The following is a 23,396-nucleotide window of genomic DNA, read 5'->3' on the forward strand; positions in this document are numbered from 1 at the left end:
CATTTCCAAGGATTTGACAGCGTTGTTCCTGACAGGGTCACCCCTTTTTATTGGAGTTTGCAACTTTGAAAGGAGTAATCGCTTGGATAGTATTAAACGGTATCTTCAATTTGTTAAACCGTACAGGTGGCAGATTATAGGTACATTAATCATAGGAATCATCAAATTTACCATTCCCTTACTGATCCCGATATTGATCAAATATGTCATTGATGACATCGTAGGGGCAACAGACTTAACGGCTGATGAAAAGACGAGTCAATTATGGATGATCATGGGCGTCATGCTCGGTCTATTCCTCCTCGTCAGGCCGCCTGTTGAGTATTATCGTCAATACTTCGCCCAGTGGACGGGAAATAAGATCCTGTATGATCTGCGTGATCATTTGTATTCACATATTCAGCGGCTCAGCTTTAAATATTATTCAAACACAAGGGCAGGAGAGGTCATATCGAGGGTCATCAATGATGTGGAGCAGACGAAGAATTTTGTTATCACCGGCCTCATGAATCTTTGGCTGGATGCAGCGACGATTGTGATCGCCCTTTGCATCATGTTCACGATGGATGTATCCCTCACCCTTGTGTCCCTGATTGCTTTTCCGTTCTACGCCTTTTCTGTCCGTTATTTCTTCGGGCGCCTGAGGGGGCTGACACGGGAACGCTCCCAGGCACTGGCGGAAGTGCAAAGTCATCTGCATGAGAGGGTCCAGGGGATGGCTGTCATCAAAAGCTTTGCCGTGGAAGATTATGAGCAAAAGCAATTTCAAACGCAAAACAGCAATTTCTTATCGAAAGCACTAAAGCAGACGAGCTGGAATGCAAAAGCGTTTGCGGTCGTGAATACGATCACTGATATTTCACCGTTGATCATCATCGGCTATGCCGGGTTGCAGGTCATCGATGAAAGTCTGACGATCGGGACCATGGCAGCTTTCATCGCCTATATCGATCGCCTTTACAGTCCGCTTAGAAGATTGGTGAATTCTTCAACGACCCTTACCCAATCGATTGCTTCGATGGACCGTGTTTTTGAGTTCATGGACGAGAAGTATGATATAGATGATATGCCAGGAGCGGTCCCGTGCAGAAATGTGCGTGGAGACATTCAATTCAAGGACGTTTCCTTCCAATATGATGAGGAGGAAGAACGGGTGCTCCGCAACCTCAGTCTCGATATCAAATCAGGTGAAACCGTCGCCCTTGTTGGAATGAGCGGAGGGGGGAAATCTTCCCTTGTGAGTCTGATTCCCCGTTTTTATGATGTATCAGAAGGGGAGATCCGGCTGGATGGAACCGATATCCGACACTTCCAGGTAAGGTCGCTCCGTGACAATATCGGGATGGTGCTTCAGGACAATATCCTGTTCAGTGAATCGGTCAAGATGAACATCAAGTTCGGCAATCCGGAAGCAACCGATGAAGAGGTCATGGACGCTGCAAAAGCGGCAAATGCCCATGACTTCATCATGAAACTGCCACAAGGCTATGATACCCGAGTTGGTGAACGTGGTGTGAAGCTTTCCGGCGGCCAGAAGCAGCGGGTGGCGATTGCAAGGGTATTCCTGAAGAATCCCCCGATCTTGATCCTAGATGAAGCCACGTCGGCCCTGGATCTTGAGAGTGAACACCTGATCCAGGAATCCCTTGAGGCACTTGCCAAGGACCGGACGACGTTCATTGTCGCCCACCGTTTATCAACGATCACCCACGCAGACAGAATCATCCACATGGAACACGGTGAAATCGTTGAAATGGGCACCCATGAAGAACTGATGAAGAAACAAGGACATTACTATAGACTATTTCAAGTACAACAGCTTGATCAATAAATCAGAAGCCATGAACTCAAACCGGAGTTCATGGCTTTTTTATTGCGCTTTTCACTAAAAACACTGCAATAAAAAAATTAAATTTTCCGGAATTCCGTTGCGTGAAATAGGTCTAAATAACTTGATGGGACCGGAATGAAAAGGGTACTTGGACATATACTGAAATGTAGTCGGATTTGTCTCTGTTTATAAAAAATTCTGAAAATGGATTGCAACATTTGTAACATCTTGTATAATAATAAACATATTGATTTTAGAAAATAACGACTATTGAGAAAAGAGAGATAGTTTTTAAGAGGAGGATTTGAATGAGCAAAGCGCGTCCTTTACTACAAGTGGAAGATTTAAGGACCTCCTTTTTTACTGATGATGGAGAAGTTCCTGCAGTCGATGGAGTCAGTTTTCATGTGAACGAAGGGGAAGTATTGGGAGTCGTGGGAGAGAGTGGATGCGGGAAAAGTGTCACCTCACTATCAATCATGGGCCTAATACCGAAACCGCCGGGGAAAATTGTCGGTGGAAAGATCCTTTATAAAGATGAAGATCTGACACAAGCTTCAGAAAAGCGAATGAGAGATATCCGGGGCAATGATATTGCGATGATCTTCCAAGAACCGATGACATCTTTAAACCCTGTTTTTACCATAGGTGATCAATTAACGGAAGCAATACGAATACATACGAAAGTCGGCAAGAAACAAGCGAGGGAAAAGGCAGTCGACATCATGAAGATGGTCGGTCTCCCGCGGGCAGAGGAATTGATCAAAGAGTATCCCCATCAATTATCAGGGGGGATGAGGCAAAGGGTCATGATCGCAATGGCGATGGTATGCGATCCCCGTGTGCTGATTGCAGACGAGCCTACAACGGCTCTTGACGTCACGATCCAGGCGCAGATTCTGAAACTGATGAAGCGGTTGAATAAAGAACTGAATACTGCGGTGCTGCTGATCACACATGATCTTGGGGTGGTTGCAGAAACGTGTGAACGCGTGGTCGTGATGTACTCTGGAAAAGTAGTGGAAGAGGGTTCGGTGGATGAAATCTTCAAAAATCCTCAACACCCTTATACAAAAGGTCTGATCAAGTCAGTGCCGGATATGCGGATCAAGCAGCAGCGGCTGCACTCGATCCAGGGGAATGTACCGAAGCCGGGGTCGATCAAGACGGGCTGCCGTTTCGCCGCCCGCTGTGAATCTGCGTTCGACCGATGCCTCGTAGAGACGCCTGAATTATATGAAACATCACAAGGACATTGCACAAGATGCTTCCTGTTCGATGGAGTGGAGGAGGGAGTTTATGACGGAACCGTTGCTAAAGGTTGAGAACTTAAAGAAACATTTTCCGATCACCGGGGGAATCCTTGGACGACCCGTCAGTTCGGTGAAAGCGGTAGATGGAGTGTCGTTTACGGTCAATAAGGGGGAAACCCTCGGGATCGTAGGGGAAAGTGGATGTGGAAAGTCGACGACGGGCAGGATGCTCATGAGGCTCATTGATCCATCGGAAGGGAAAGTGACTTTCGAGGACAGGGAGCTTACAAGTCTATCAAACTCTGAAATGAGGAAGATCCGCAGGGAGATGCAGATGGTGTTCCAGGATCCGTTTGCTTCATTGAACCCGAGGCATACAGTCGAGAAAATCCTCGAAGAACCTCTCAAGGTTCATGGAATGGGATCTGCGAAAGAGAGAAAAGAGAGGGTTCATGAGCTCCTTAATATCGTGGGCTTAAGCAGCTATCATGCCAAGCGCTATCCTCACCAATTCAGTGGGGGGCAAAGGCAGCGGATCGGCATCGCCAGGGCATTGATGACAAAACCCAAGCTCATCATTGCCGATGAACCGGTTTCAGCTCTTGACGTGTCGATTCAGTCACAGGTACTGAACCTGATGCAGGACTTACAAAAAGAATTCGGACTCACCTATATCTTCATTGCGCATGATTTGGGTGTGGTCAGGCATATAAGTGACCGGGTGGGCGTCATGTACCTCGGGAAAATGGTGGAGCTCAGCACTAGTGAGAATCTTTACGACAACCCGCTTCACCCATATACCCAGGCGCTCCTGTCAGCCGTGCCGGTGCCGGATCCGGATTTCAAAAGGGAAACGATCCTCCTGCAAGGGGACATCCCGAGTCCGTCCAATCCGCCTAGTGGGTGCACATTCCACACAAGGTGTCCGCATGCGACGGAAATCTGCAAACAAAAAGTTCCTGAGTTCAAGGAACACCAACCAGGGCATTATGTCGCTTGCCATCTTTATTAGAAGGTAAGCCTCATAAGTATATAAACATTATTCAGGAGGGGATTTAGTTGAGGAAAAAAAGTTGGTCAATTTTAATGCTGCTCATCCTTCTCGTATCATCAGTGCTTTATGGATGCGGCGGAGATGAAAAATCTTCAGGTAACGGCGGCGAAAGCGGAGATAAAGGAGACCCTAAAGTCTTGATCTTTGGTCGCGGGGGAGACTCTGTAGGACTTGATCCAGGAACTGTGACAGACGGTGAATCATTCAAAGTGACTGTGAACATTTTCGAAACAATTGTAAAATTCGGTGAACAGGATACAGAAGTCAATCCTGGGCTTGCTGAAGAATGGGAAGTATCCGAAGACGGATTAACGTATACATTCATGCTTCGTGACGGAGTGAAATTCCAAGACGGCACAGACTTCAATGCTGATGCAGTCGTGAAAAACTTCGATCGTTGGATGAACGGGAATGCAGATCAATTCCCTTATTACGGTTCAATGTTCGGCGGATTTAAAGCCGATGAAGGCCATGTGATCAAAGAAGTGAAAGCTGTTGATGAGAAGACGGTTGAATTCGTATTGAAGCGTCCTCAAGCACCATTCCTTAAGAATGTAGCAATGAGCCCGTTCGCAATCGTAAGTCCGAAAGCGATTGATGAATTAGGTGACAAGATTGCAGAAACACCGACAGATGCAGGGACTGGTCCTTTCAAATTTGTTGAGTGGAAGCGTAATGACAAAATCGTTCTTGAGAAAAACGAAGACTACTGGAACAAAGATCTGCCTAAATTAGATCAAATCGTATTCAAGTCAATCCCTGAGAACTCAGCCCGTCTGAACGCGTTGATCTCAGGTGAAATCGATCTTGCTGATGGCGTGAATCCAAGTGATGCAAGCAAAGTCGAGGGTGATGAAAACCTTCAATTATTCGAACGTCCATCCATGAACGTTGGATACTTAGGTTTAACATCTACTCGCGAGCCTTTCGATGACCCTAAAGTACGTCAAGCGATTAACTATGCAATCAACAAGCAGGAGATCATCGATGCTTTCTTCGAAGGTAAGGCAGAAATGGCGAAGAACCCGATGCCTCCAGTAATCGGCGGTTACAATGATGATGTGGAAGCGTATGAATACAATCCTGAAAAAGCGAAAGAACTTCTTGCTGAAGCAGGTCATAAGGATGGATTTGAAATGGAACTATGGGCTATGCCTGTACCTCGTCCGTATATGCCTGACGGTCAAAAAGTAGCAGAAGCAATTCAAGCTGATTTAGCTGAAGTAGGAGTTAAAGCCAAAATCGTATCTTACGAGTGGGCGACTTACCTTGAAAAGGCGAAAAACGGAGAAGCAGACGCATTCTTACTTGGCTGGACAGGGGATAATGGAGACGCAGACAACTTCCTATACGTCCTTCTTGACCAAGACAATATCGGAAGCAACAACTATGCTTACTACAAAAACGATGAGGTTCACAAAATCCTGATCGATGCTCAAACAGAAGTAGATCCTGCAAAACGTGAAGAGCTGTACAAGAAAGCACAAGAAATCATCCATGAAGATGCTCCATGGGTACCTCTTGCTCACTCTACACCGTTACTGGCAGGTAGCGCTGCACTTAAAAACTTCAAGCCGCATCCAACCGGTTCAGACTGGTTAGGCGCAGTAGATATGGAGTAATAAGCAACAACCAAAGGGGAGACATCATAGATTTCTCCCCTTTGTACATAGAAAAGCGGAGCCGACTGTTCAGCCCCGACAAGCATTTCCGAGCAAGCAGATGAGGGCGCACTTTGCCCTCAACTGATTGATTGGAAATGACCTCGAGGGGCTAGGAGGCGCAGCTGGACAAAAGAAAAGCGGAGGGGCTTCGCCCAGAGGCGACAAGCATAAGGTTAGTCCGCCGGAAAGGCGTTCTTTGCCTTTTTGGTGGGCTGGCCTTATGACCTCGAGCCTCTAAGCCCCGCAGCTGGACAAAAGAAAAGCGGAGCCGACTGTTCAGCCCCGACAAGCATTACCGTATCTTACTATACTAGCTAATTTAGAATCTCCACTTAGAGAGGTGAACATGATGTTCCAATACACCATACGTCGATTACTGCAACTTATCCCAGTTTTATTGGGAATGACGCTTATCGTCTTTTCAATCATCCGGGCCATTCCAGGGGATCCGGCTCAGGTCATCCTTGGGCAGCAGGCTACGAAAGAAGCCGTTGCAGCCTTGAGGGCCCAGCTCGGTTTAGATCATGCATGGTACATCCAGTATATTGATTATTTAAAAGGTTTACTGACAGGGGATTTAGGCAGTTCCCTGCGTACGAAAACAGAAGTATCCACGGAAATCTGGCCATATTTGGCGGCTACTGCTGAACTTGCAATCGTGGCGATCATCATTGCGATTGTCATCGGTGTGAATGCAGGGATCATCAGTGCCTGGTTCCAGAATTCATGGTTTGATTACACGGCTATGATCCTGGCGCTGGTCGGGGTATCCGTTCCGATTTTCTGGTTAGGCTTGATGGAGCAGTGGACTTTCGGGATCCAGCTTGATCTGCTTCCTACTACGGGAAGGGAGAATATCCGGAACCCTGTCGATTCCATCACCAACTTCTATATTCTTGATACGATCATGCAGGGGCGCTTTGATCAGTTGGGAGATGTACTGAAACACATCATCCTGCCTGGGGTTGCACTGGCGACCATCCCGATGGCGATCATTGCCCGTATGACACGCTCAAGCATGCTCGAAGTAATGCGTTCCGATTACATCCGCACAGCACGTGCGAAAGGTTTGAAGATGTTCTGGGTGGTATACAAGCATTCTTTGAAAAATGCAATCATCCCTGTACTGACTGTCATTGGTCTACAAATGGGATTATTGCTTGGAGGAGCGATACTGACAGAGACCATCTTCGGCTGGCCTGGGATCGGACGTTATATTTATGAAGCGATCGGCTACCGTGATTATCCTGTCGTTCAATCGGGCATCCTTGTGGTCGCAACGATTTTCGTCACGATTAATCTCATTGTCGACCTACTTTATGCGGCTGTCGACCCTCGTATAAAATACAACTAACATCAATAGAAGAAAGAGGTGAACTCCCATGGCAGAAATAGCAGAACTGCAAAAAGAGCTTCAGCCTTCCGTAGAGGCAGAAACGGTCTCTCCCTGGAAGGAAGCATGGAAAAGCTTCACGAAAAATAAGATTGCCCTGGTCGGATTTTGTATCGTCCTTTTCTTTGTGATCCTGGCAATTGCAGCCCCGGTCATTGCCCCGCAGGGAATCAATGAGCAGGATTTATCCAAGCGGCTGCAGGCACCGTCTTCTGAACACTGGTTGGGGACGGATGACTTTGGACGGGATATCTTATCACGGATCATCCATGGCGCGCGAATCTCCCTTTGGGTCGGATTCTTCGCTGTCATCGGATCTTCGGTCATCGGCAGCTTACTCGGGGGTGTAGCGGGATATTATGGACGATGGGTCGATACCATCATCTCCCGTTTGTTTGATATCATGCTTGCATTCCCGAGCATCCTGTTGGCGATTGCTGTTGTGGCGGCACTTGGGCCATCCCTTAGAAATGCCCTGATTGCGATTGCGATCATCAACATTCCTAACTTCGGGCGTTTGATCCGATCGAAGGTACTGAGTGTGAAGCAGGAAGAATATGTGATGGCTGCAAAAGCGATCGGCATGAGCGACAGCCGAATCCTTTTCAGTCATGTACTGCCGAACAGTATGGCACCGATCATCGTGCAAGGAACACTTGCGATTGCGACTGCCATCATTGAAGCGGCGGCACTCGGATTCCTTGGGCTCGGCGCCCAGGCACCTGAACCTGAGTGGGGGAAGATGTTATCTGATGCAAGGCAGTATATGCTGCAGGCCCCTTGGACGATGATCTTCCCGGGACTTGCCATCATGCTGACCGTATTAGGATTTAACTTGATGGGGGACGGACTTAGAGATGCCCTGGACCCTAAAATGAAAAACTGATCCATACAAAAACGGAGCCAGAGGTTTTCGACCCTGGCTCCGTTTTTTTGATTTATTCTTCTTCTTCCCCGATCATCACTTCGTTATCTTCCTTATGGTACGATTGGAAGCTTGTGATCAGCTTCTCCAAATGTTCAAGCTGTTCATCGTATTCAAAGATGGCTGAATAGATGTGAAGCATGTGAAAGGTATGGATGTTATCGTCTTTTTTATGCTGATTGACTTCCTCGAGCATGATTTTCATCAGCTCTTTCCGGTGGAGGCAAACATCCTGCTGCGCCTCTGATTCAGCGTATGGATGCATTTTACCCAGAAACTTCAAGAGAAGCTGTTCGTGGTACGTCAGCAGACAATCAAGCTGATTTTTAATGACTCCCCGCAATTCATCAGGTAATTGGAAAATTTCATTTTCATACCGGTTCAACCGCTTCAGGATTTCAAAGCTTCGGTTTGTGGTTGAAATCATCTGTCTGAAGATGACGAGCTTTCGGCTTTTCACAATAGAATTTTTCTTGAAATAATCCCTTTCTTCTTTGTAAAGAAGGTACAGCTGGTCGACCTTGATCAGCTTTTCTTTGATGCGTTCCAGGTCTTTTTTCAAGAGATGGAATTCAGTCGCATGGCGTGTACTTAACCGGATCCACTTTAAGATTTCCTCCGTTGAATCCGCCACTTTATGATAAAGCTTTGTTTCATATTTCGGCGGCAGGAAAATCAGATTCACAAAGAAAGACGAGAAAACCCCGATCATGATCGTCGAGAAACGGATGAGTGCGAACTGGATGAAGTCCTGATCCGTCACTTCCATGATCGCGATCATCGTCACTAGGGCAAGACCGATTGTATTTTGTAATTTCATTTTCAAAATGATGGCGATGGCAATCACGGCTGCCAGACCGACGATCAAAGGATTGCTCCCGAATAACAGGACGAATAAAACGGCAATCCCGGCACCGATCAGATTGGCTTGAATTTGTTCGATAATGGATAAATAAGAACGGTAAATCGTGGGCTGGACGGCAAAGACCGCGGCGATTCCAGCGAACACCGGAGACGGTATGCCCAACAGCTGAGATACAAGTAAAGCTATTACAATCGCAATTCCTGTCTTAAGGATGCGAGCACCAAGTTTCATGGAAGTAGAATCCTTTCTTGAATCACTTATTTATAAACAATACTGTACTATACATGTACTTACAAGCAATAGCAATAGGCAAATTTAAATAACTTTTTACAAAATATGTACCTTTTCTGGGAGGGGGATAAACCTCCAGATAAGAACCATTTCACATGTGCCGATCAGGAATGAAGGAAGTGAAAAAGACCGCTTCACCATGGATATCAAGTGGTGAAGCGGTCTATTTTTATAAAATATTAAAGCTGTGAAAAAGCATAGTCGACAGCTTGAAGTGTTTCCTTGATATCTTCCTCTGTATGAGCGGTTGTCAGGAACCATGCTTCATATTTGGAAGGAGCAAGATTGATGCCTTGATTCAGCATCAGCTTGAAGAAACGGGCAAACATTTCGCCGTCGGTTGCTTCCGCCTGTTCGTAGTTTTCTACTGTTTCGGTAGTGAAGTAGAGTGTCAGGGCACCTTTCAATCTGTTGATGGAGATCGGGGTATCATGCTTTTTGGCAACAGCAAGGATCCCTTCTTCAAGGATTTTACCAAGTCTGTCCATTTCTTCATATACGCCGTCTTCTTTCAACACTTCGAGGCAGGCGATGCCTGATAGGATCGAAGCAGGATTTCCTGCCATTGTGCCTGCTTGATATGCAGGTCCAAGAGGTGCCACTTGTTCCATGATTTCTTTCTTACCGCCGTACGCACCGATCGGAAGGCCTCCCCCGATGATCTTTCCGAGCGCAGTCAGATCCGGCTTCACTTTTAACATATCCTGGGCACCGCCGTACATGAAACGGAATGCGGTGATGACTTCATCATAGATGACAAGGGAGCCTGCGTCATGGGCGATGTCGTTCACCTGCTCAAGGAACCCTTCTTTCGGTTCAACGATCCCGAAGTTCCCGACGATCGGCTCGACAAGGACTGCTGCGATTTGGTCGCCCCATTTTTCCATTGCTGCCTTGAATGGCTCGATGTCATTGAACGGGACAGTGATGACTTCCTGTGCGATGCTCTTTGGTACACCGGCTGAATCAGGGGTGCCGAGTGTTGAAGGACCTGATCCTGCTGCAACAAGCACGAGGTCAGAGTGGCCGTGGTAGCAGCCGGCAAACTTGATGACTTTGTCTTTCCCTGTATATGCCCGTGCGACACGGATGGTCGTCATGACTGCTTCAGTACCTGAATTGACGAAACGCACCTTGTCCATATAAGGCATCGCTTCTTTGATCATTTTCGCGAACTTCACTTCATGGCGGGTCGGTGTTCCGTACAGGACACCGTTTTCTGCAGCCTGTGTGATCGCTTTGGTGATGTGAGGGTGTGCATGGCCCGTAATGATCGGCCCGTAAGCTGCCAGGTAATCGATGTATTTGTTTCCATCCACATCCCAGAAATATGCACCCTGTCCTCTTTCCATCGCAACAGGGGAGCCGCCGCCGACCGCTTTATAAGAGCGGGACGGACTGTTCACACCTCCGACGATATGTTCCAGTGCTTCTGTATGTAAAGATTCTGATTGAGTGAATTTCATATATGTCCTCCCGGAAAATGTATTTTGATATGCAGTTCCTTTCTATTGTAGTACGGTCTTTTCCACTTTAGCAAATCGGGGGATGAATGCACCCGGTGTTTTTCAAGCAGACTGTTCAAGGGGAGGGGGCTCACTGTGGTACACTATTTCTTGTTTATGAAAGCTACAACAATACTTAACCATTCTAGGAGGACGCAACATGAATGCAATTGAAGTGAATCATTTGCGTAAAGAATTCAAGGCCTTTTCCAGTCGTTCCGGACTGAAGGGTGCCTTCAGGGATTTATTTACCCGTCAATATAAAATCGTTCCTGCTGTGAACGATATTTCTTTTCATGTGAAGCAGGGAGAGATGGTCGGTTATATAGGAGAGAACGGGGCAGGGAAATCGACAACGATCAAAATGCTGACCGGGATCCTGACCCCGACCGGCGGAGAACTGACCGTCAATGGAATGAATCCCCATCGTGATCGGGAAAAGTTCGTCCAGACGATCGGCGTAGTATTCGGTCAACGTTCCCAGCTCTGGTGGGATATTGCCGTCCAGGAGTCCTTTCAATTATTGAAGAAAGTATACAAAGTATCTGACGAGCAATACAAGGAACATATGGATCATGTGATCGAGACCCTTGACATCGGTCCGCTATTGGATAAACCGGTCCGCAAACTGTCCCTCGGCCAGCGGATGAGATGTGAACTGGCTGCAGCCCTCGTTCACAATCCGCCTCTGCTTTTCCTTGATGAACCGACAATCGGGCTGGACGTACTCGTGAAGCTGAAGATTCGCCAGTTCTTAAAAGAAATCAATGAGAAGTACAATACGACGATCCTGCTCACGACCCATGATTTAACCGATATCGAAGCGCTATGTGAGCGGGTCGTGATGCTTGATGAAGGGAGTATCATTTATGACGGTGAGCTGAGCCGTCTGAAAGAAAATTGGGGAGATCAGAAAGAAGTCGTCTTTCAATTCCTTGATGATACGACCCTATCTCAATTATCCGGACTCACGAAAGAAGAAGGCATTTCCTGGACATTCGATGAGAAAAAGCAGTTCTTTTCAGCTGTCACCGAGGCGGATGAAGAAGTGATTTCCCAACTCATCACGAAAGTCGTGGCAAACTTCAAGGTGAAGGATATGAAGATAGAAGAAACGACCACAGAGGAAATTATCCGGAACATCTACGAAAAAGGGGCTGTGGAAAGATGAAGCGAGGAATAGAAGCAGCCGTTATGATTCGTGGGAGAGGAGGTCATCATGGCTAAATATATTGAAATGATCCGCATCCGGTTCCTGATGATGCTTGCCTACCGAACGAATTATTATAGTGGCATCCTGATCTATAGTATCAACATCGGCGCCTATTATTTTCTGTGGCAGGCCATTTACGGGGGCAAACAGGATATCGAAGGACTGTCGGTCATCCAGATGACCACATATGTCGCCGTCTCCTGGATGGCGAGGGCCTTTTACTTTAACAATATCGACAGGGAAATCGCACAGGAAATCAAGGAGGGGAAGGTAGCCGTCGAATTGATCCGGCCCTATAACTACCTTGGCATGAAAACGATGCAAGGTCTCGGGGAAGGAGTCTTTCGATTGGTGTTTTTCTCATTCCCGGGCATGATCATCGTCAGCTTAATTTTCCCGCTCCAAATCGGTACAGGGTTTGATACGCTGGGCTTATTCGCCATTTCGATTCTTTTCAGCTTCATCATTAATACGCAGATCAACTTATTGACCGGTATTACGACTTTCTTTCTATTCAACAATGCCGGATTGATCCGGGCGAAGCGTGTGGTGATCGATTTGTTCTCAGGCTTATTGCTCCCGATCCATTTCTTTCCGATGTGGGCACAGGACGTGATGGGATACCTGCCGTTTCAAAGCATCAGCTATGTTCCGAGCATGATCTTCACCAACGGGTTTCAAACCTCGGAAGCTTTCAATGCCATCATGATGCAGGGAGTATGGTCTTTGATCCTCTTGATTCCGATTAAAGTGCTTTGGATCATTGCGAAAAAACAAATGATTATTCAAGGAGGGTGACCGATGTTTTATATGAAAATGTTCTTTCAATACGTCGCCCAATATATGAAAACAAGATTACAGTATAGAGCCGATCTAATCGTCGAGATCCTGTCAGACCTTCTCTTTCAGGCAGTGAACCTCATATTCATCCTCGTCGTATTCGGCCACACCCAGCTGTTGAGCGGCTGGACGAGGGATGAAATCATATTCATATACGGATTCTTCCTCGTGCCGTTTGCATTATTCAGTTCGTTCTTCAACATATGGGATTTCAACGATCGTTACGTGGTAAAAGGGGAATTCGACCGGATCCTGACAAGGCCGATCCACAGCTTGTTCCAGGTGATCTTAGAGCGGATGGAGTTGGAATCGCTTTTCGGCGTGATCACCGGAATGGCCGTCATGTTTTATGCAGGGGGCAGGCTTGATATCACATTCGATTGGTACGAACCGATCCTGTTCATCATCTTCGTGTTCGGCGGTGCGCTTGTTTATGCGGGAATCTTCATTTCCCTCGCAAGCATCGCCTTCTGGTCGGATGCGAAAACGTCCATCATGCCGATGATGTACAATATCGGGAATTACGGAAGATACCCGGTTGATATTTACAACACTGTCATCAGGTTTGTTCTCACCTGGATCCTTCCATTTGCCTTCGTCGGTGTGTACCCATCTGCATTTTTCCTTGAAAAGGCTGAATGGTACCATTATTCGTTTTTAACCCCATTCGTAGGCATCGGGTTTTTCATCTTTTCGATTGTGCTGTGGAATGAAGGTGTTAAAAGGTACCGGGGTGCAGGTAATTAGAATGATTCCATAAAGATGCGCGTACATATACTATGACAAGCAGAAAAAGAGGGTATGCGCATGCTTTATATCATTGTGTTCTTCATTTTGTTTTGCATGGTCATGAGCCTTCGGGCATTATTCTATCCTTCAAGGTGGAAAGAACATCACGTTTCACTGCATCACTTTTTATTTCTGGGGATGAGTTACATCACGATTATGATCGGATTTGGTCTCCTGTTCACGCTCCTTGAACTGGAGGGGATCCCGATACTCGTTGAAGGAGGGACCCCTGTGACAGGGGATTTCCTCGATCATTTTTTCACGACGATGTATTTTAGCGGAATCACCCTTTTCTCGGTAGGTTACGGGGATGTGACGCCTGTCGGGATCGGAAGGGGGATCGCCCTCATCGAATCGTGGCTCGGTTATACAATCCCTGCAGCCTTCGTTGTGAAATCGTTCCTCAACTATGAAAACAAGTAGCGTATGGTTTGAGTTTTTCCCTTCTATTGGGTAGTCTAAAATCAGAGCGAATTTTCCAATGGAGGGATGAACCATGACAGTAGGTCAAAAAGCACCACAATTCGAACTGCTTGCAAGCAATGGAGAAAAAGTAAAGCTATCAGATTATCAAGGGAAAAACGTCGTCCTTTATTTCTACCCGAAGGACATGACGCCCGGCTGTACGACACAGGCATGTGATTTCAGGGATCAGCATGAGAACTTCGAAGATCTTGATGCGGTCATCCTTGGGGTGAGCCCGGATCCGATTGAAAGACATGAAAAATTCAGAGACAAGCACGGCCTCCCTTTTTTACTGCTTGTGGACGAAGATCACCAAGTGGCAGAGAAGTACGGCGTGTGGAAGCTGAAGAAAAACTTCGGGAAAGAATATATGGGAATCGAACGTTCGACTTTCATCATCGATAAAGAAGGCAACCTTGTGAAAGAATGGAGAAAGGTAAGAGTGAAGGGACACGTGGAAGAAGCACTGGAGTATATCCAGGAGAACCTTTCATAAGCCTATTTTCAAGCCTAATTTGAAACCGGTGAGGCTTTTGTCCATTCACAAGATGGATAAGGACATATAGTAAGAGTAGGGCAACCTCCTCAAATAAGTCAGTCTCATCCGTATAACAGGATCGACCAGGTCGGTCCTCTTTTTTATGGAGCAAACCGTTTTCCAACTAGGGGCCAGGCTGCTGTCTATGGTAAAATAAGGAGCAATAACAGATGGAGGAGATCCTCATGAAAATACTCTTTACATTTCAACCGAGGGAAGAGCAAATTCAGGACTTAAAGAGCGGCTTTCCGGGCATGGAGTTCCTCTTCTTCCGTCGCATCACTGAAGCAGGAAGCGAACTGCCGGGTGCAGAGGTAATTGTGACGATGGGGGAAGATTTAACCGGTGACATCATTGATAAATGTGTAAGCTGTAAATGGATCATGGTCACCTCGGCAGGACTGGAGAAGATGCCGTTCGAAGCCATCCGTAAAAAGGGCATACTTGTGACCAATGCGAGGGGCATTCATAAAATTCCGATGGCGGAATTCACTTTCGGGTTAATTCTTCAGCATGCAAAACAATTACAGTCTGTGTGGGAACAGGAAAAGGAAGGACTGTGGAGCAGAAGGCTCGCAACCTCTGAAATTCACGGAAAGAACCTCCTCATCTTGGGTGCCGGAGCAATCGGAGGTGAAATTGCCCGGTTGGCAAAAGCCTTTCACATGAACGTAAGCGGAGTGAATTCTTCGGGCACGGACAGGGACCATTTTGACAGTATGTTCACACTCGATACCTTCAGCGGCGTCCTTCCCGATGCCGATTATATCGTATCTGTTTTACCGAGCACGGATGAAACGAAGTGCCTCCTCACTGTTGACCACTTTGACCGCATGAAGGACAGGGTAGTGTTTATCAATATCGGCCGTGGAGATCTGTTAGAAGATTCCGTCCTCCTCGAAGTGCTTCAAAGGAAGTTGATCGGACATTTCTATCTGGATGTATTCAATCATGAACCGCTTCCGAAAGAGCATCCGTTCTGGAAGGCGGAGGGGATCACCGTGACGCCTCATCTGTCCAGCATCACAGGCAACTACATGCCAAGGGCGCTGGATATATTTAAAAAGAATTTACGTACATACAGTGAGAATGGGGAAAACTTTACTAACGTGATTGATCTGGAAAGGGGTTATTAAGATGAAAATTTATACAAAAACCGGGGATAAGGGTACAACGTCATTGGTATATGGAACGCGTGTGTCTAAAAAAGATCAGCGCGTGGAAGCCTACGGAACATGTGATGAAGCGAATTCAATGATCGGGTTGGGTCTAAGTTATATCAAATCCGAATACTTTGAAGGAAAAGAAGCATTCGAAGCTTTCTTCCATAAAGTACAAACCATCCTTTTTCACGTCGGAGCAGAACTTGCCACACCACAGGGAAAAGAAGTGAAGTGGAAGCTCGAAGAATCTCATATCAAGGAATTGGAAGAACAGATTGATTTCCTGGACGGAGCGCTGCAGCCGCTCAGTAATTTCATCCTTCCCGGGGGACATCCATCAGGAGCTGCTCTTCATACGGCCAGAACGATCGTGAGAAGAGCTGAAAGAGAAGCGGTCGGAATCGATGAAGAGATCAATCCATTGGTCATGGCCTACCTGAACCGCCTTTCCGATTATTTATTTGTTGCGGGGCGCTACATCAATCTGCAGCTGGGGGAACAGGAAAAGAACTTACATGAGTGATCCGGGAGAAAGATTGACAAAAGGGACTGTTGGTTAGTACACTATTTATAAAGATTATAAACTAATAATTCTTATGAAAAGAGGTGCATGACGATGTCTGAAGAAGGACAATTAAAAGAAGCGATTTCGACATTAAAGGAAACGGGAGTCCGTATCACTCCTCAACGTCATGCGATTTTAGAGTTTCTCATTGATTCAATGGCCCATCCAACTGCCGATGACATATATAAAGCACTTGAAGGGAAATTCCCTAATATGAGTGTAGCGACTGTTTATAATAACTTGCGTGTTTTCCGGGAAGTAGGATTGGTTAAAGAGCTGACTTACGGTGATGCCTCCAGCCGCTTTGACTTTGTGACGACTGATCACTATCATGTCATCTGTGACGGCTGCGGGAAAATGGTCGACTTTCATTATCCGGGTCTTGACGAAGTGGAGCAGCTTGCATCACATGTCACTGGATTCAAAGTGAGCAACCATCGCATGGAGATCTACGGAACCTGTGCTGAATGTTCAGCAAAAGAAACACACTAGTTGAGAATGGTTCTGTCATCAGAACCATTTTTTTTGTTCAAATGAGAAAAGACCTTCCGCGGAAGGTCTTTTCTCATTTAAACTTATCGTTTCTTTTTATTATAGTCCTCATCAAATTCTTCACCTTCAAGATCCGGATCAAGTGTGAGGGGTTCATTGCAATACATGCACATATCTACACGCCCAAGAACTTTCGTCACTTTCCCGCAATTCGGGCAGGTCACCTGAACCGCCTTCGTGGAAAGCATCCCGATCCAGAAATAGACGACTGTGCTCCCGATGATTCCGAGAAAACCGAGCATCATAAAAATGGTCATGACCCATGGGTGGCTTTTGAAGTAAATACCTATGTACATAATGATGAATCCGATGAACACTAAGCTTAAGGCAAACGTACGGATTTTATTGATTTTACTCGAATAGTTCTTAGCCATTTGTTTGTCCCTCCTAAAAAAATACTATACCATATTTACTGAAGGAAGAGGGATAGGAAACCATTTTGTCGAAAAATGACTATAATAGGAGAAGGAAATACCCTGTGAGTGTCGAAATAGTTACCAACCAATGAGTGATGTGGAGGAGTATGAAATGGAAGATATATTACGACCGATATACCAAGAGCGTACAAGTCACCCGAATACTTTAGGAGCGCTTTTAATAGAACAAAGCAAGAAATCAAGTCCCTTGACCGATACATTTGACATCGTCCTGTTCCTTGTCGTAAAGGAATCCGACGAACCGGTTTTCATCAAACATTATTCTTATAAAGAACAAAAGGCAGCGTTACATATCGTAACAGAAGCGAAACTGAATGAGTGGATTTTACTCGGGTCGAACCGTAAAGTGATCGACTGGCTGTTAAACGGGAAAGTACTGTTCGACCGAAATGAATATATTCATCATCTTAAAACCGAGCTGCGGGATTTCCCTTTCTATGGAAGGAAGATAAAGATGGGTATGGAATTTGCCAAGCTTATCCGCCGGTACATGGACGGAAAAGAATTCTTCGAAAGCAGGCATTATCTGGATGCCTATAATCATATCGTCCATTCCCTGCATCATCTGGCGAGGCTTGCAGTGATTGAAAATGGCTTCCATCCAGAAGTGACCGTCTGGAACCAAGTCAAACAAATAGAGCCTGAGATTTATAAACTATATGAAGAACTGGTGACGAGTGATGAAGAAATCGATAAAAGACTAGAACTGCTGTTCCTGGCAAGTGAGTTCCTCATTCATTCAAGAACAAAGGTTTCAGCGGAGCATCTATTGAATATCCTGGACCAGAAAGAACATTGGACATTCCAGGATCTGCTCAATCATTCAGAGGCGAAGCATTACTCGGTTGACCTCAGCATGCTCATTGAATATTTAACTGATAAAGGCTTTGTTGAAATCGTGGATGTAGAAACGAAAGGGCAGGGCATCTACCACCGCTACTACCGGGTGGCAAAATAATTATAGTAAAATATTAAATTACCGTTGACTTCACTATCAAACCTTGATATATTATTATTTGTCGCTGCTGAACGACAGCAAAGAGCGGTCAGTGGCGACTTAAAAAAACACTTAAAAAGTTGTTGACAATATTACAACGGCTTGATAAGATAATAAAGTCGCTTCAACGAAGCGCTTTCACATTGAACCTTGAAAACTGAACAAAACAAGACAATACGTCAACGTTAATTCTAGATTTATTTTAAAGAGCTATTCAAACTTTTATCGGAGAGTTTGATCCTGGCTCAGGACGAACGCTGGCGGCGTGCCTAATACATGCAAGTCGAGCGGATTGATGGGAGCTTGCTCCCTGATATCAGCGGCGGACGGGTGAGTAACACGTGGGTAACCTGCCTGTAAGATCGGGATAACTCCGGGAAACCGGGGCTAATACCGGATAATTCATTCCCTCGCATGAGGGAATGTTGAAAGGTGGCTTTTAGCTACCACTTACAGATGGACCCGCGGCGCATTAGCTAGTTGGTGAGGTAACGGCTCACCAAGGCGACGATGCGTAGCCGACCTGAGAGGGTGATCGGCCACACTGGGACTGAGACACGGCCCAGACTCCTACGGGAGGCAGCAGTAGGGAATCTTCCGCAATGGACGAAAGTCTGACGGAGCAACGCCGCGTGAGTGATGAAGGTTTTCGGATCGTAAAGCTCTGTTGTTAGGGAAGAACAAGTGCCGTTCGAATAGGGCGGCACCTTGACGGTACCTAACCAGAAAGCCACGGCTAACTACGTGCCAGCAGCCGCGGTAATACGTAGGTGGCAAGCGTTGTCCGGAATTATTGGGCGTAAAGCGCGCGCAGGTGGTTCCTTAAGTCTGATGTGAAAGCCCACGGCTCAACCGTGGAGGGTCATTGGAAACTGGGGAACTTGAGTGCAGAAGAGGAAAGTGGAATTCCAAGTGTAGCGGTGAAATGCGTAGATATTTGGAGGAACACCAGTGGCGAAGGCGACTTTCTGGTCTGTAACTGACACTGAGGCGCGAAAGCGTGGGGAGCAAACAGGATTAGATACCCTGGTAGTCCACGCCGTAAACGATGAGTGCTAAGTGTTAGGGGTTTCCGCCCCTTAGTGCTGCAGCTAACGCATTAAGCACTCCGCCTGGGGAGTACGGTCGCAAGACTGAAACTCAAAGGAATTGACGGGGGCCCGCACAAGCGGTGGAGCATGTGGTTTAATTCGAAGCAACGCGAAGAACCTTACCAGGTCTTGACATCCTCTGACAACCCTAGAGATAGGGCTTTCCCCTTCGGGGGACAGAGTGACAGGTGGTGCATGGTTGTCGTCAGCTCGTGTCGTGAGATGTTGGGTTAAGTCCCGCAACGAGCGCAACCCTTGATCTTAGTTGCCAGCATTCAGTTGGGCACTCTAGGATGACTGCCGGTGACAAACCGGAGGAAGGTGGGGATGACGTCAAATCATCATGCCCCTTATGACCTGGGCTACACGTGCTACAATGGACGGTACAAAGGGCTGCAAGACCGCGAGGTTTAGCCAATCCCATAAAACCGTTCTCAGTTCGGATTGCAGGCTGCAACTCGCCTGCATGAAGCTGGAATCGCTAGTAATCGCGGATCAGCATGCCGCGGTGAATACGTTCCCGGGCCTTGTACACACCGCCCGTCACACCACGAGAGTTTGTAACACCCGAAGTCGGTGAGGTAACCTTTTGGAGCCAGCCGCCTAAGGTGGGACAGATGATTGGGGTGAAGTCGTAACAAGGTAGCCGTATCGGAAGGTGCGGCTGGATCACCTCCCTTCTAAGGAAGATTTAACTAAAACGTTTGACAGTCGAAGTTTTGTTCAGTTTTGATGGTTTAATGATCATCAAAACTTTTTGTCTCTTCTGAGACAGAAATTTGTTCTTTGAAAACTAGATAAAGATAAATTGATAGTCAAGAAATTACCAAGTATCGCCATTTTAGGTTTTAAACCTTATGTAACAACCAATTCGGTTAAGTTATGAAGGGCGCACGGTGGATGCCTTGGCACTAGGAGCCGACGAAGGACGGGACTAACACCGATATGCTTTGGGGAGCTGTAAGTGAGCTTTGATCCAGAGATTTCCGAATGGGGGAACCCATTGTTCGTAATGGAACAATATCCATATTTGAATACATAGAGTATGGAAGGCAGACCCAGGGAACTGAAACATCTAAGTACCTGGAGGAAGAGAAAGCAATTGCGATTCCCTGAGTAGCGGCGAGCGAAACGGGATGTAGCCCAAACCAAGAGGCTTGCCTCTTGGGGTTGTAGGACACTCTATACGGAGTTACAAAGGAATGAAGTAGACGAAGAAGTCTGGAAAGGCTCGTCAAAGAAGGTAACAACCCTGTAGTTGAAACTTCATTCTCTCTTGAGTGGATCCTGAGTACGGCGGAACACGTGAAATTCCGTCGGAATCTGGGAGGACCATCTCCCAAGGCTAAATACTACCTAGTGACCGATAGTGAACCAGTACCGTGAGGGAAAGGTGAAAAGCACCCCGGAAGGGGGAGTGAAATAGAACCTGAAACCGTGTGCCTACAAGTAGTCAGAGCCCGTTAACGGGTGATGGCGTGCCTTTTGTAGAATGAACCGGCGAGTTACGATCCCATGCAAGGTTAAGTTGATAAGACGGAGCCGCAGCGAAAGCGAGTCTGAATAGGGCGATTTGAGTATGTGGTCGTAGACCCGAAACCAGGTGATCTACCCATGTCCAGGATGAAGTTCAGGTAACACTGAATGGAGGTCCGAACCCACGCACGTTGAAAAGTGCGGGGATGAGGTGTGGGTAGCGGAGAAATTCCAATCGAACTTGGAGATAGCTGGTTCTCTCCGAAATAGCTTTAGGGCTAGCCTCATGTGTAAGAGTCTTGGAGGTAGAGCACTGTTTGGACTAGGGGCCCTCATCGGGTTACCGAATTCAGACAAACTCCGAATGCCAAAGACTTATCCATGGGAGTCAGACTGCGAGTGATAAGATCCGTAGTCGAAAGGGAAACAGCCCAGACCACCAGCTAAGGTCCCAAAGTATACGTTAAGTGGAAAAGGATGTGGAGTTGCTTAGACAACCAGGATGTTGGCTTAGAAGCAGCCACCATTTAAAGAGTGCGTAATAGCTCACTGGTCGAGTGACTCTGCGCCGAAAATGTACCGGGGCTAAACGTATCACCGAAGCTGTGGATTGACACCTTTAGGTGTCAGTGGTAGGAGAGCGTTCTAAGGACTGCGAAGCTAGACCGTAAGGACTGGTGGAGTGCTTAGAAGTGAGAATGCCGGTATGAGTAGCGAAAGATGGGTGAGAATCCCATCCACCGAATGCCTAAGGTTTCCTGAGGAAGGCTCGTCCGCTCAGGGTTAGTCAGGACCTAAGTCGAGGCCGATAGGCGTAGACGATGGACAACAGGTTGATATTCCTGTACCACCTCTTTTCCGTTTGAGCAATGGGGGACGCAGGAGGATAAGGTAAGCGCACTGCTGGATATGTGCGTCTAAGCAGTTAGGCTGATGATGAGGCAAATCCCGTCATCGTGAAGGCTGAGCTGTGATAGCGAGCGAATTATAGTAGCGAAGTTCCTGATTCCACACTGCCAAGAAAAGCCTCTAGCGAGGGAAAAGGTGCCTGTACCGCAAACCGACACAGGTAGGCGAGGAGAGAATCCTAAGGTGAGCGAGAGAACTCTCGTTAAGGAACTCGGCAAAATGACCCCGTAACTTCGGGAGAAGGGGTGCTCTGGTAGGGTGCAAGCCCGAGAGAGCCGCAGTGAATAGGCCCAGGCGACTGTTTAGCAAAAACACAGGTCTCTGCGAAGCCGTAAGGCGAAGTATAGGGGCTGACGCCTGCCCGGTGCTGGAAGGTTAAGAGGAGTGCTTAGCGCAAGCGAAGGTGCGAATCGAAGCCCCAGTAAACGGCGGCCGTAACTATAACGGTCCTAAGGTAGCGAAATTCCTTGTCGGGTAAGTTCCGACCCGCACGAAAGGCGTAACGATCTGGGCACTGTCTCAACGAGAGACTCGGTGAAATTATAGTACCTGTGAAGATGCAGGTTACCCGCGACAGGACGGAAAGACCCCGTGGAGCTTTACTGTAGCCTGATATTGAATTTTGGTACAGCTTGTACAGGATAGGTAGGAGCCTTGGAAACCGGAGCGCCAGCTTCGGTGGAGGCATCGGTGGGATACTACCCTGGCTGTATTGAAATTCTAACCCGCGCCCCTTATCGGGGTGGGAGACAGTGTCAGGTGGGCAGTTTGACTGGGGCGGTCGCCTCCTAAAGAGTAACGGAGGCGCCCAAAGGTTCCCTCAGAATGGTTGGAAATCATTCGCAGAGTGTAAAGGCACAAGGGAGCTTGACTGCGAGACCTACAAGTCGAGCAGGGACGAAAGTCGGGCTTAGTGATCCGGTGGTTCCGCATGGAAGGGCCATCGCTCAACGGATAAAAGCTACCCCGGGGATAACAGGCTTATCTCCCCCAAGAGTCCACATCGACGGGGAGGTTTGGCACCTCGATGTCGGCTCATCGCATCCTGGGGCTGTAGTCGGTCCCAAGGGTTGGGCTGTTCGCCCATTAAAGCGGTACGCGAGCTGGGTTCAGAACGTCGTGAGACAGTTCGGTCCCTATCCGTCGTGGGCGCAGGAAATTTGAGAGGAGCTGTCCTTAGTACGAGAGGACCGGGATGGACGCACCGCTGGTGTACCAGTTGTCTTGCCAAAGGCATCGCTGGGTAGCTATGTGCGGAAGGGATAAGTGCTGAAAGCATCTAAGCATGAAGCCCCCTCGAGATGAGATTTCCCATCACGTAAGTGAGTAAGATCCCTAGAAGATGACTAGGTAGATAGGTCAGAGATGGAAGCATGGCGACATGTGGAGTTGACTGATACTAATCGATCGAGGACTTAACCACAAAGAGTCATATTTATATGAACAATCGGCTGATATTCGGCTTTCTTGACATCAATTCTTTATCTAGTTTTCAGGGAATAAATTTTATGCGAAAGTATAAAAAAACCTTGAAAAATATCATATAAACGATATAATAGTACTTGTCCTCAAAAAAGGAC

Annotated in this window: 18 protein-coding genes and 2 rRNA genes; 17 read left to right on the top strand and 3 right to left on the bottom strand. The window is 47.0% G+C overall.

Features of this window, described 5'->3' with window-relative positions; translation table 11 throughout:
* Positions 1 to 82 precede the first annotated feature (82 nt).
* The 6 genes from KH172YL63_RS04750 to nikC all read left to right on the top strand — a co-directional run bounded on the left by KH172YL63_RS04750 (position 83) and on the right by nikC (position 8,081).
* A complete protein-coding gene (locus tag KH172YL63_RS04750; RefSeq protein WP_173105039.1) occupies positions 83 to 1,831 on the top strand; it encodes an ABC transporter ATP-binding protein in 1,749 nt (582 codons plus the stop codon).
* A gap of 308 nt (positions 1,832 to 2,139) precedes the next feature.
* A complete protein-coding gene (locus KH172YL63_RS04755) occupies positions 2,140 to 3,156 on the top strand; it encodes an ABC transporter ATP-binding protein (RefSeq protein WP_173105040.1) in 1,017 nt (338 codons plus the stop codon).
* Positions 3,131 to 4,096, top strand: a complete 966-nt coding sequence (locus tag KH172YL63_RS04760; RefSeq protein ID WP_173105041.1) for an ABC transporter ATP-binding protein — start codon at positions 3,131 to 3,133, stop codon at positions 4,094 to 4,096. Before KH172YL63_RS04755 ends, KH172YL63_RS04760 begins: the two co-directional genes overlap by 26 nt.
* 74 nt (positions 4,097 to 4,170) lie before the next feature.
* A complete protein-coding gene (locus tag KH172YL63_RS04765; RefSeq protein ID WP_173108060.1) occupies positions 4,171 to 5,760 on the top strand; it encodes an ABC transporter substrate-binding protein in 1,590 nt (529 codons plus the stop codon).
* A gap of 391 nt (positions 5,761 to 6,151) precedes the next feature.
* The gene (locus KH172YL63_RS04770) at positions 6,152 to 7,156 is read left to right on the top strand and encodes an ABC transporter permease (protein WP_173108061.1); all 1,005 of its coding nucleotides are present in this window, start codon (positions 6,152 to 6,154) and stop codon (positions 7,154 to 7,156) included.
* A 28-nt stretch (positions 7,157 to 7,184) separates the two neighbouring features.
* On the top strand, positions 7,185 to 8,081 hold the full coding sequence (gene nikC / locus KH172YL63_RS04775; protein WP_173105042.1) for a nickel transporter permease: 897 nt from the start codon (positions 7,185 to 7,187) through the stop codon (positions 8,079 to 8,081).
* 52 nt (positions 8,082 to 8,133) lie between these two features.
* On the opposite strand, the gene KH172YL63_RS04780 is transcribed toward nikC, so the two are convergent.
* Together KH172YL63_RS04780 and KH172YL63_RS04785 are read right to left on the bottom strand one after the other, a co-directional pair.
* A complete protein-coding gene (locus KH172YL63_RS04780; protein WP_173105043.1) occupies positions 8,134 to 9,216 on the bottom strand; it encodes an FUSC family protein in 1,083 nt (360 codons plus the stop codon).
* Positions 9,217 to 9,455: 239 nt separating this feature from the next.
* Entirely contained in the window at positions 9,456 to 10,742 is a 1,287-nt protein-coding gene (locus tag KH172YL63_RS04785) for a glutamate-1-semialdehyde 2,1-aminomutase (protein WP_173105044.1), read from the bottom strand.
* 199 nt (positions 10,743 to 10,941) lie between these two features.
* On the opposite strand from KH172YL63_RS04785, the gene KH172YL63_RS04790 reads away from it, so the two are divergent.
* The 8 genes from KH172YL63_RS04790 to perR all read left to right on the top strand — a co-directional run bounded on the left by KH172YL63_RS04790 (position 10,942) and on the right by perR (position 16,846).
* Positions 10,942 to 11,952, top strand: a complete 1,011-nt coding sequence (locus KH172YL63_RS04790; protein ID WP_173105045.1) for an ABC transporter ATP-binding protein — start codon at positions 10,942 to 10,944, stop codon at positions 11,950 to 11,952.
* Positions 11,953 to 12,000: 48 nt separating this feature from the next.
* Positions 12,001 to 12,792, top strand: a complete 792-nt coding sequence (locus tag KH172YL63_RS04795; RefSeq protein ID WP_173105046.1) for an ABC transporter permease — start codon at positions 12,001 to 12,003, stop codon at positions 12,790 to 12,792.
* A 3-nt stretch (positions 12,793 to 12,795) separates the two neighbouring features.
* Entirely contained in the window at positions 12,796 to 13,581 is a 786-nt protein-coding gene (locus tag KH172YL63_RS04800) for an ABC transporter permease (RefSeq protein ID WP_173105047.1), read from the top strand.
* A gap of 60 nt (positions 13,582 to 13,641) precedes the next feature.
* Positions 13,642 to 14,046, top strand: coding sequence for a two pore domain potassium channel family protein (locus KH172YL63_RS04805; RefSeq protein WP_173105048.1), 405 nt, complete (start codon positions 13,642 to 13,644; stop codon positions 14,044 to 14,046).
* 73 nt (positions 14,047 to 14,119) lie between these two features.
* Entirely contained in the window at positions 14,120 to 14,584 is a 465-nt protein-coding gene (bcp, locus tag KH172YL63_RS04810) for a thioredoxin-dependent thiol peroxidase (protein ID WP_173105049.1), read from the top strand.
* Positions 14,585 to 14,811: 227 nt separating this feature from the next.
* Complete coding sequence (locus tag KH172YL63_RS04815; RefSeq protein WP_173105050.1) at positions 14,812 to 15,762, top strand: D-2-hydroxyacid dehydrogenase; 951 nt, start codon at positions 14,812 to 14,814, stop codon at positions 15,760 to 15,762.
* A gap of 1 nt (position 15,763) precedes the next feature.
* Positions 15,764 to 16,312 carry a cob(I)yrinic acid a,c-diamide adenosyltransferase gene (locus tag KH172YL63_RS04820; RefSeq protein ID WP_173105051.1) on the top strand — a complete coding sequence of 183 codons (549 nt, stop codon included), beginning with the start codon at positions 15,764 to 15,766 and terminating at the stop codon, positions 16,310 to 16,312.
* Between the two features lie 93 nt (positions 16,313 to 16,405).
* On the top strand, positions 16,406 to 16,846 hold the full coding sequence (perR, locus tag KH172YL63_RS04825) for a peroxide-responsive transcriptional repressor PerR (protein ID WP_269475192.1): 441 nt from the start codon (positions 16,406 to 16,408) through the stop codon (positions 16,844 to 16,846).
* A gap of 83 nt (positions 16,847 to 16,929) precedes the next feature.
* On the opposite strand, the gene KH172YL63_RS04830 is transcribed toward perR, so the two are convergent.
* Positions 16,930 to 17,280: a YgzB family protein gene (locus KH172YL63_RS04830; RefSeq protein ID WP_173105053.1), complete on the bottom strand. Its 351-nt coding sequence runs from the start codon at positions 17,278 to 17,280 to the stop codon at positions 16,930 to 16,932.
* A 154-nt stretch (positions 17,281 to 17,434) separates the two neighbouring features.
* On the opposite strand from KH172YL63_RS04830, the gene KH172YL63_RS04835 reads away from it, so the two are divergent.
* From KH172YL63_RS04835 to KH172YL63_RS04845, 3 genes are all read left to right on the top strand, one after another.
* On the top strand, positions 17,435 to 18,301 hold the full coding sequence (locus KH172YL63_RS04835) for a nucleotidyltransferase-like protein (protein ID WP_173105054.1): 867 nt from the start codon (positions 17,435 to 17,437) through the stop codon (positions 18,299 to 18,301).
* Positions 18,302 to 18,562: 261 nt separating this feature from the next.
* A 16S ribosomal RNA gene (locus tag KH172YL63_RS04840) occupies positions 18,563 to 20,111 on the top strand.
* 193 nt (positions 20,112 to 20,304) lie between these two features.
* Positions 20,305 to 23,239, top strand: a 23S ribosomal RNA gene (locus KH172YL63_RS04845).
* Together the 16S and 23S rRNA genes form the textbook arrangement of a ribosomal RNA operon.
* Positions 23,240 to 23,396: the final 157 nt, after the last annotated feature.

Origin of the sequence: Bacillus sp. KH172YL63, from assembly GCF_011398925.1 — a bacterium.
Classification (GTDB): domain Bacteria; phylum Bacillota; class Bacilli; order Bacillales; family Bacillaceae_B; genus Rossellomorea.

Coding starts and splice junctions, on each gene's coding strand:
- KH172YL63_RS04800 (WP_173105047.1), top strand. CDS start 12,796: ATGTTTTATATGAAAATGTTCTTTCAATACGTCGCCCAATATATGAAA.
- nikC (WP_173105042.1), top strand. CDS start 7,185: ATGGCAGAAATAGCAGAACTGCAAAAAGAGCTTCAGCCTTCCGTAGAG.
- KH172YL63_RS04770 (WP_173108061.1), top strand. CDS start 6,152: ATGTTCCAATACACCATACGTCGATTACTGCAACTTATCCCAGTTTTA.
- KH172YL63_RS04765 (WP_173108060.1), top strand. CDS start 4,171: ATGCTGCTCATCCTTCTCGTATCATCAGTGCTTTATGGATGCGGCGGA.
- KH172YL63_RS04815 (WP_173105050.1), top strand. CDS start 14,812: ATGAAAATACTCTTTACATTTCAACCGAGGGAAGAGCAAATTCAGGAC.
- KH172YL63_RS04795 (WP_173105046.1), top strand. CDS start 12,001: ATGGCTAAATATATTGAAATGATCCGCATCCGGTTCCTGATGATGCTT.
- KH172YL63_RS04755 (WP_173105040.1), top strand. CDS start 2,140: ATGAGCAAAGCGCGTCCTTTACTACAAGTGGAAGATTTAAGGACCTCC.
- KH172YL63_RS04760 (WP_173105041.1), top strand. CDS start 3,131: ATGACGGAACCGTTGCTAAAGGTTGAGAACTTAAAGAAACATTTTCCG.
- bcp (WP_173105049.1), top strand. CDS start 14,120: ATGACAGTAGGTCAAAAAGCACCACAATTCGAACTGCTTGCAAGCAAT.
- KH172YL63_RS04785 (WP_173105044.1), bottom strand. CDS start 10,742: ATGAAATTCACTCAATCAGAATCTTTACATACAGAAGCACTGGAACAT.
- KH172YL63_RS04820 (WP_173105051.1), top strand. CDS start 15,764: ATGAAAATTTATACAAAAACCGGGGATAAGGGTACAACGTCATTGGTA.
- KH172YL63_RS04780 (WP_173105043.1), bottom strand. CDS start 9,216: ATGAAACTTGGTGCTCGCATCCTTAAGACAGGAATTGCGATTGTAATA.
- KH172YL63_RS04805 (WP_173105048.1), top strand. CDS start 13,642: ATGCTTTATATCATTGTGTTCTTCATTTTGTTTTGCATGGTCATGAGC.
- KH172YL63_RS04835 (WP_173105054.1), top strand. CDS start 17,435: ATGGAAGATATATTACGACCGATATACCAAGAGCGTACAAGTCACCCG.
- KH172YL63_RS04830 (WP_173105053.1), bottom strand. CDS start 17,280: ATGGCTAAGAACTATTCGAGTAAAATCAATAAAATCCGTACGTTTGCC.
- perR (WP_269475192.1), top strand. CDS start 16,406: ATGTCTGAAGAAGGACAATTAAAAGAAGCGATTTCGACATTAAAGGAA.
- KH172YL63_RS04790 (WP_173105045.1), top strand. CDS start 10,942: ATGAATGCAATTGAAGTGAATCATTTGCGTAAAGAATTCAAGGCCTTT.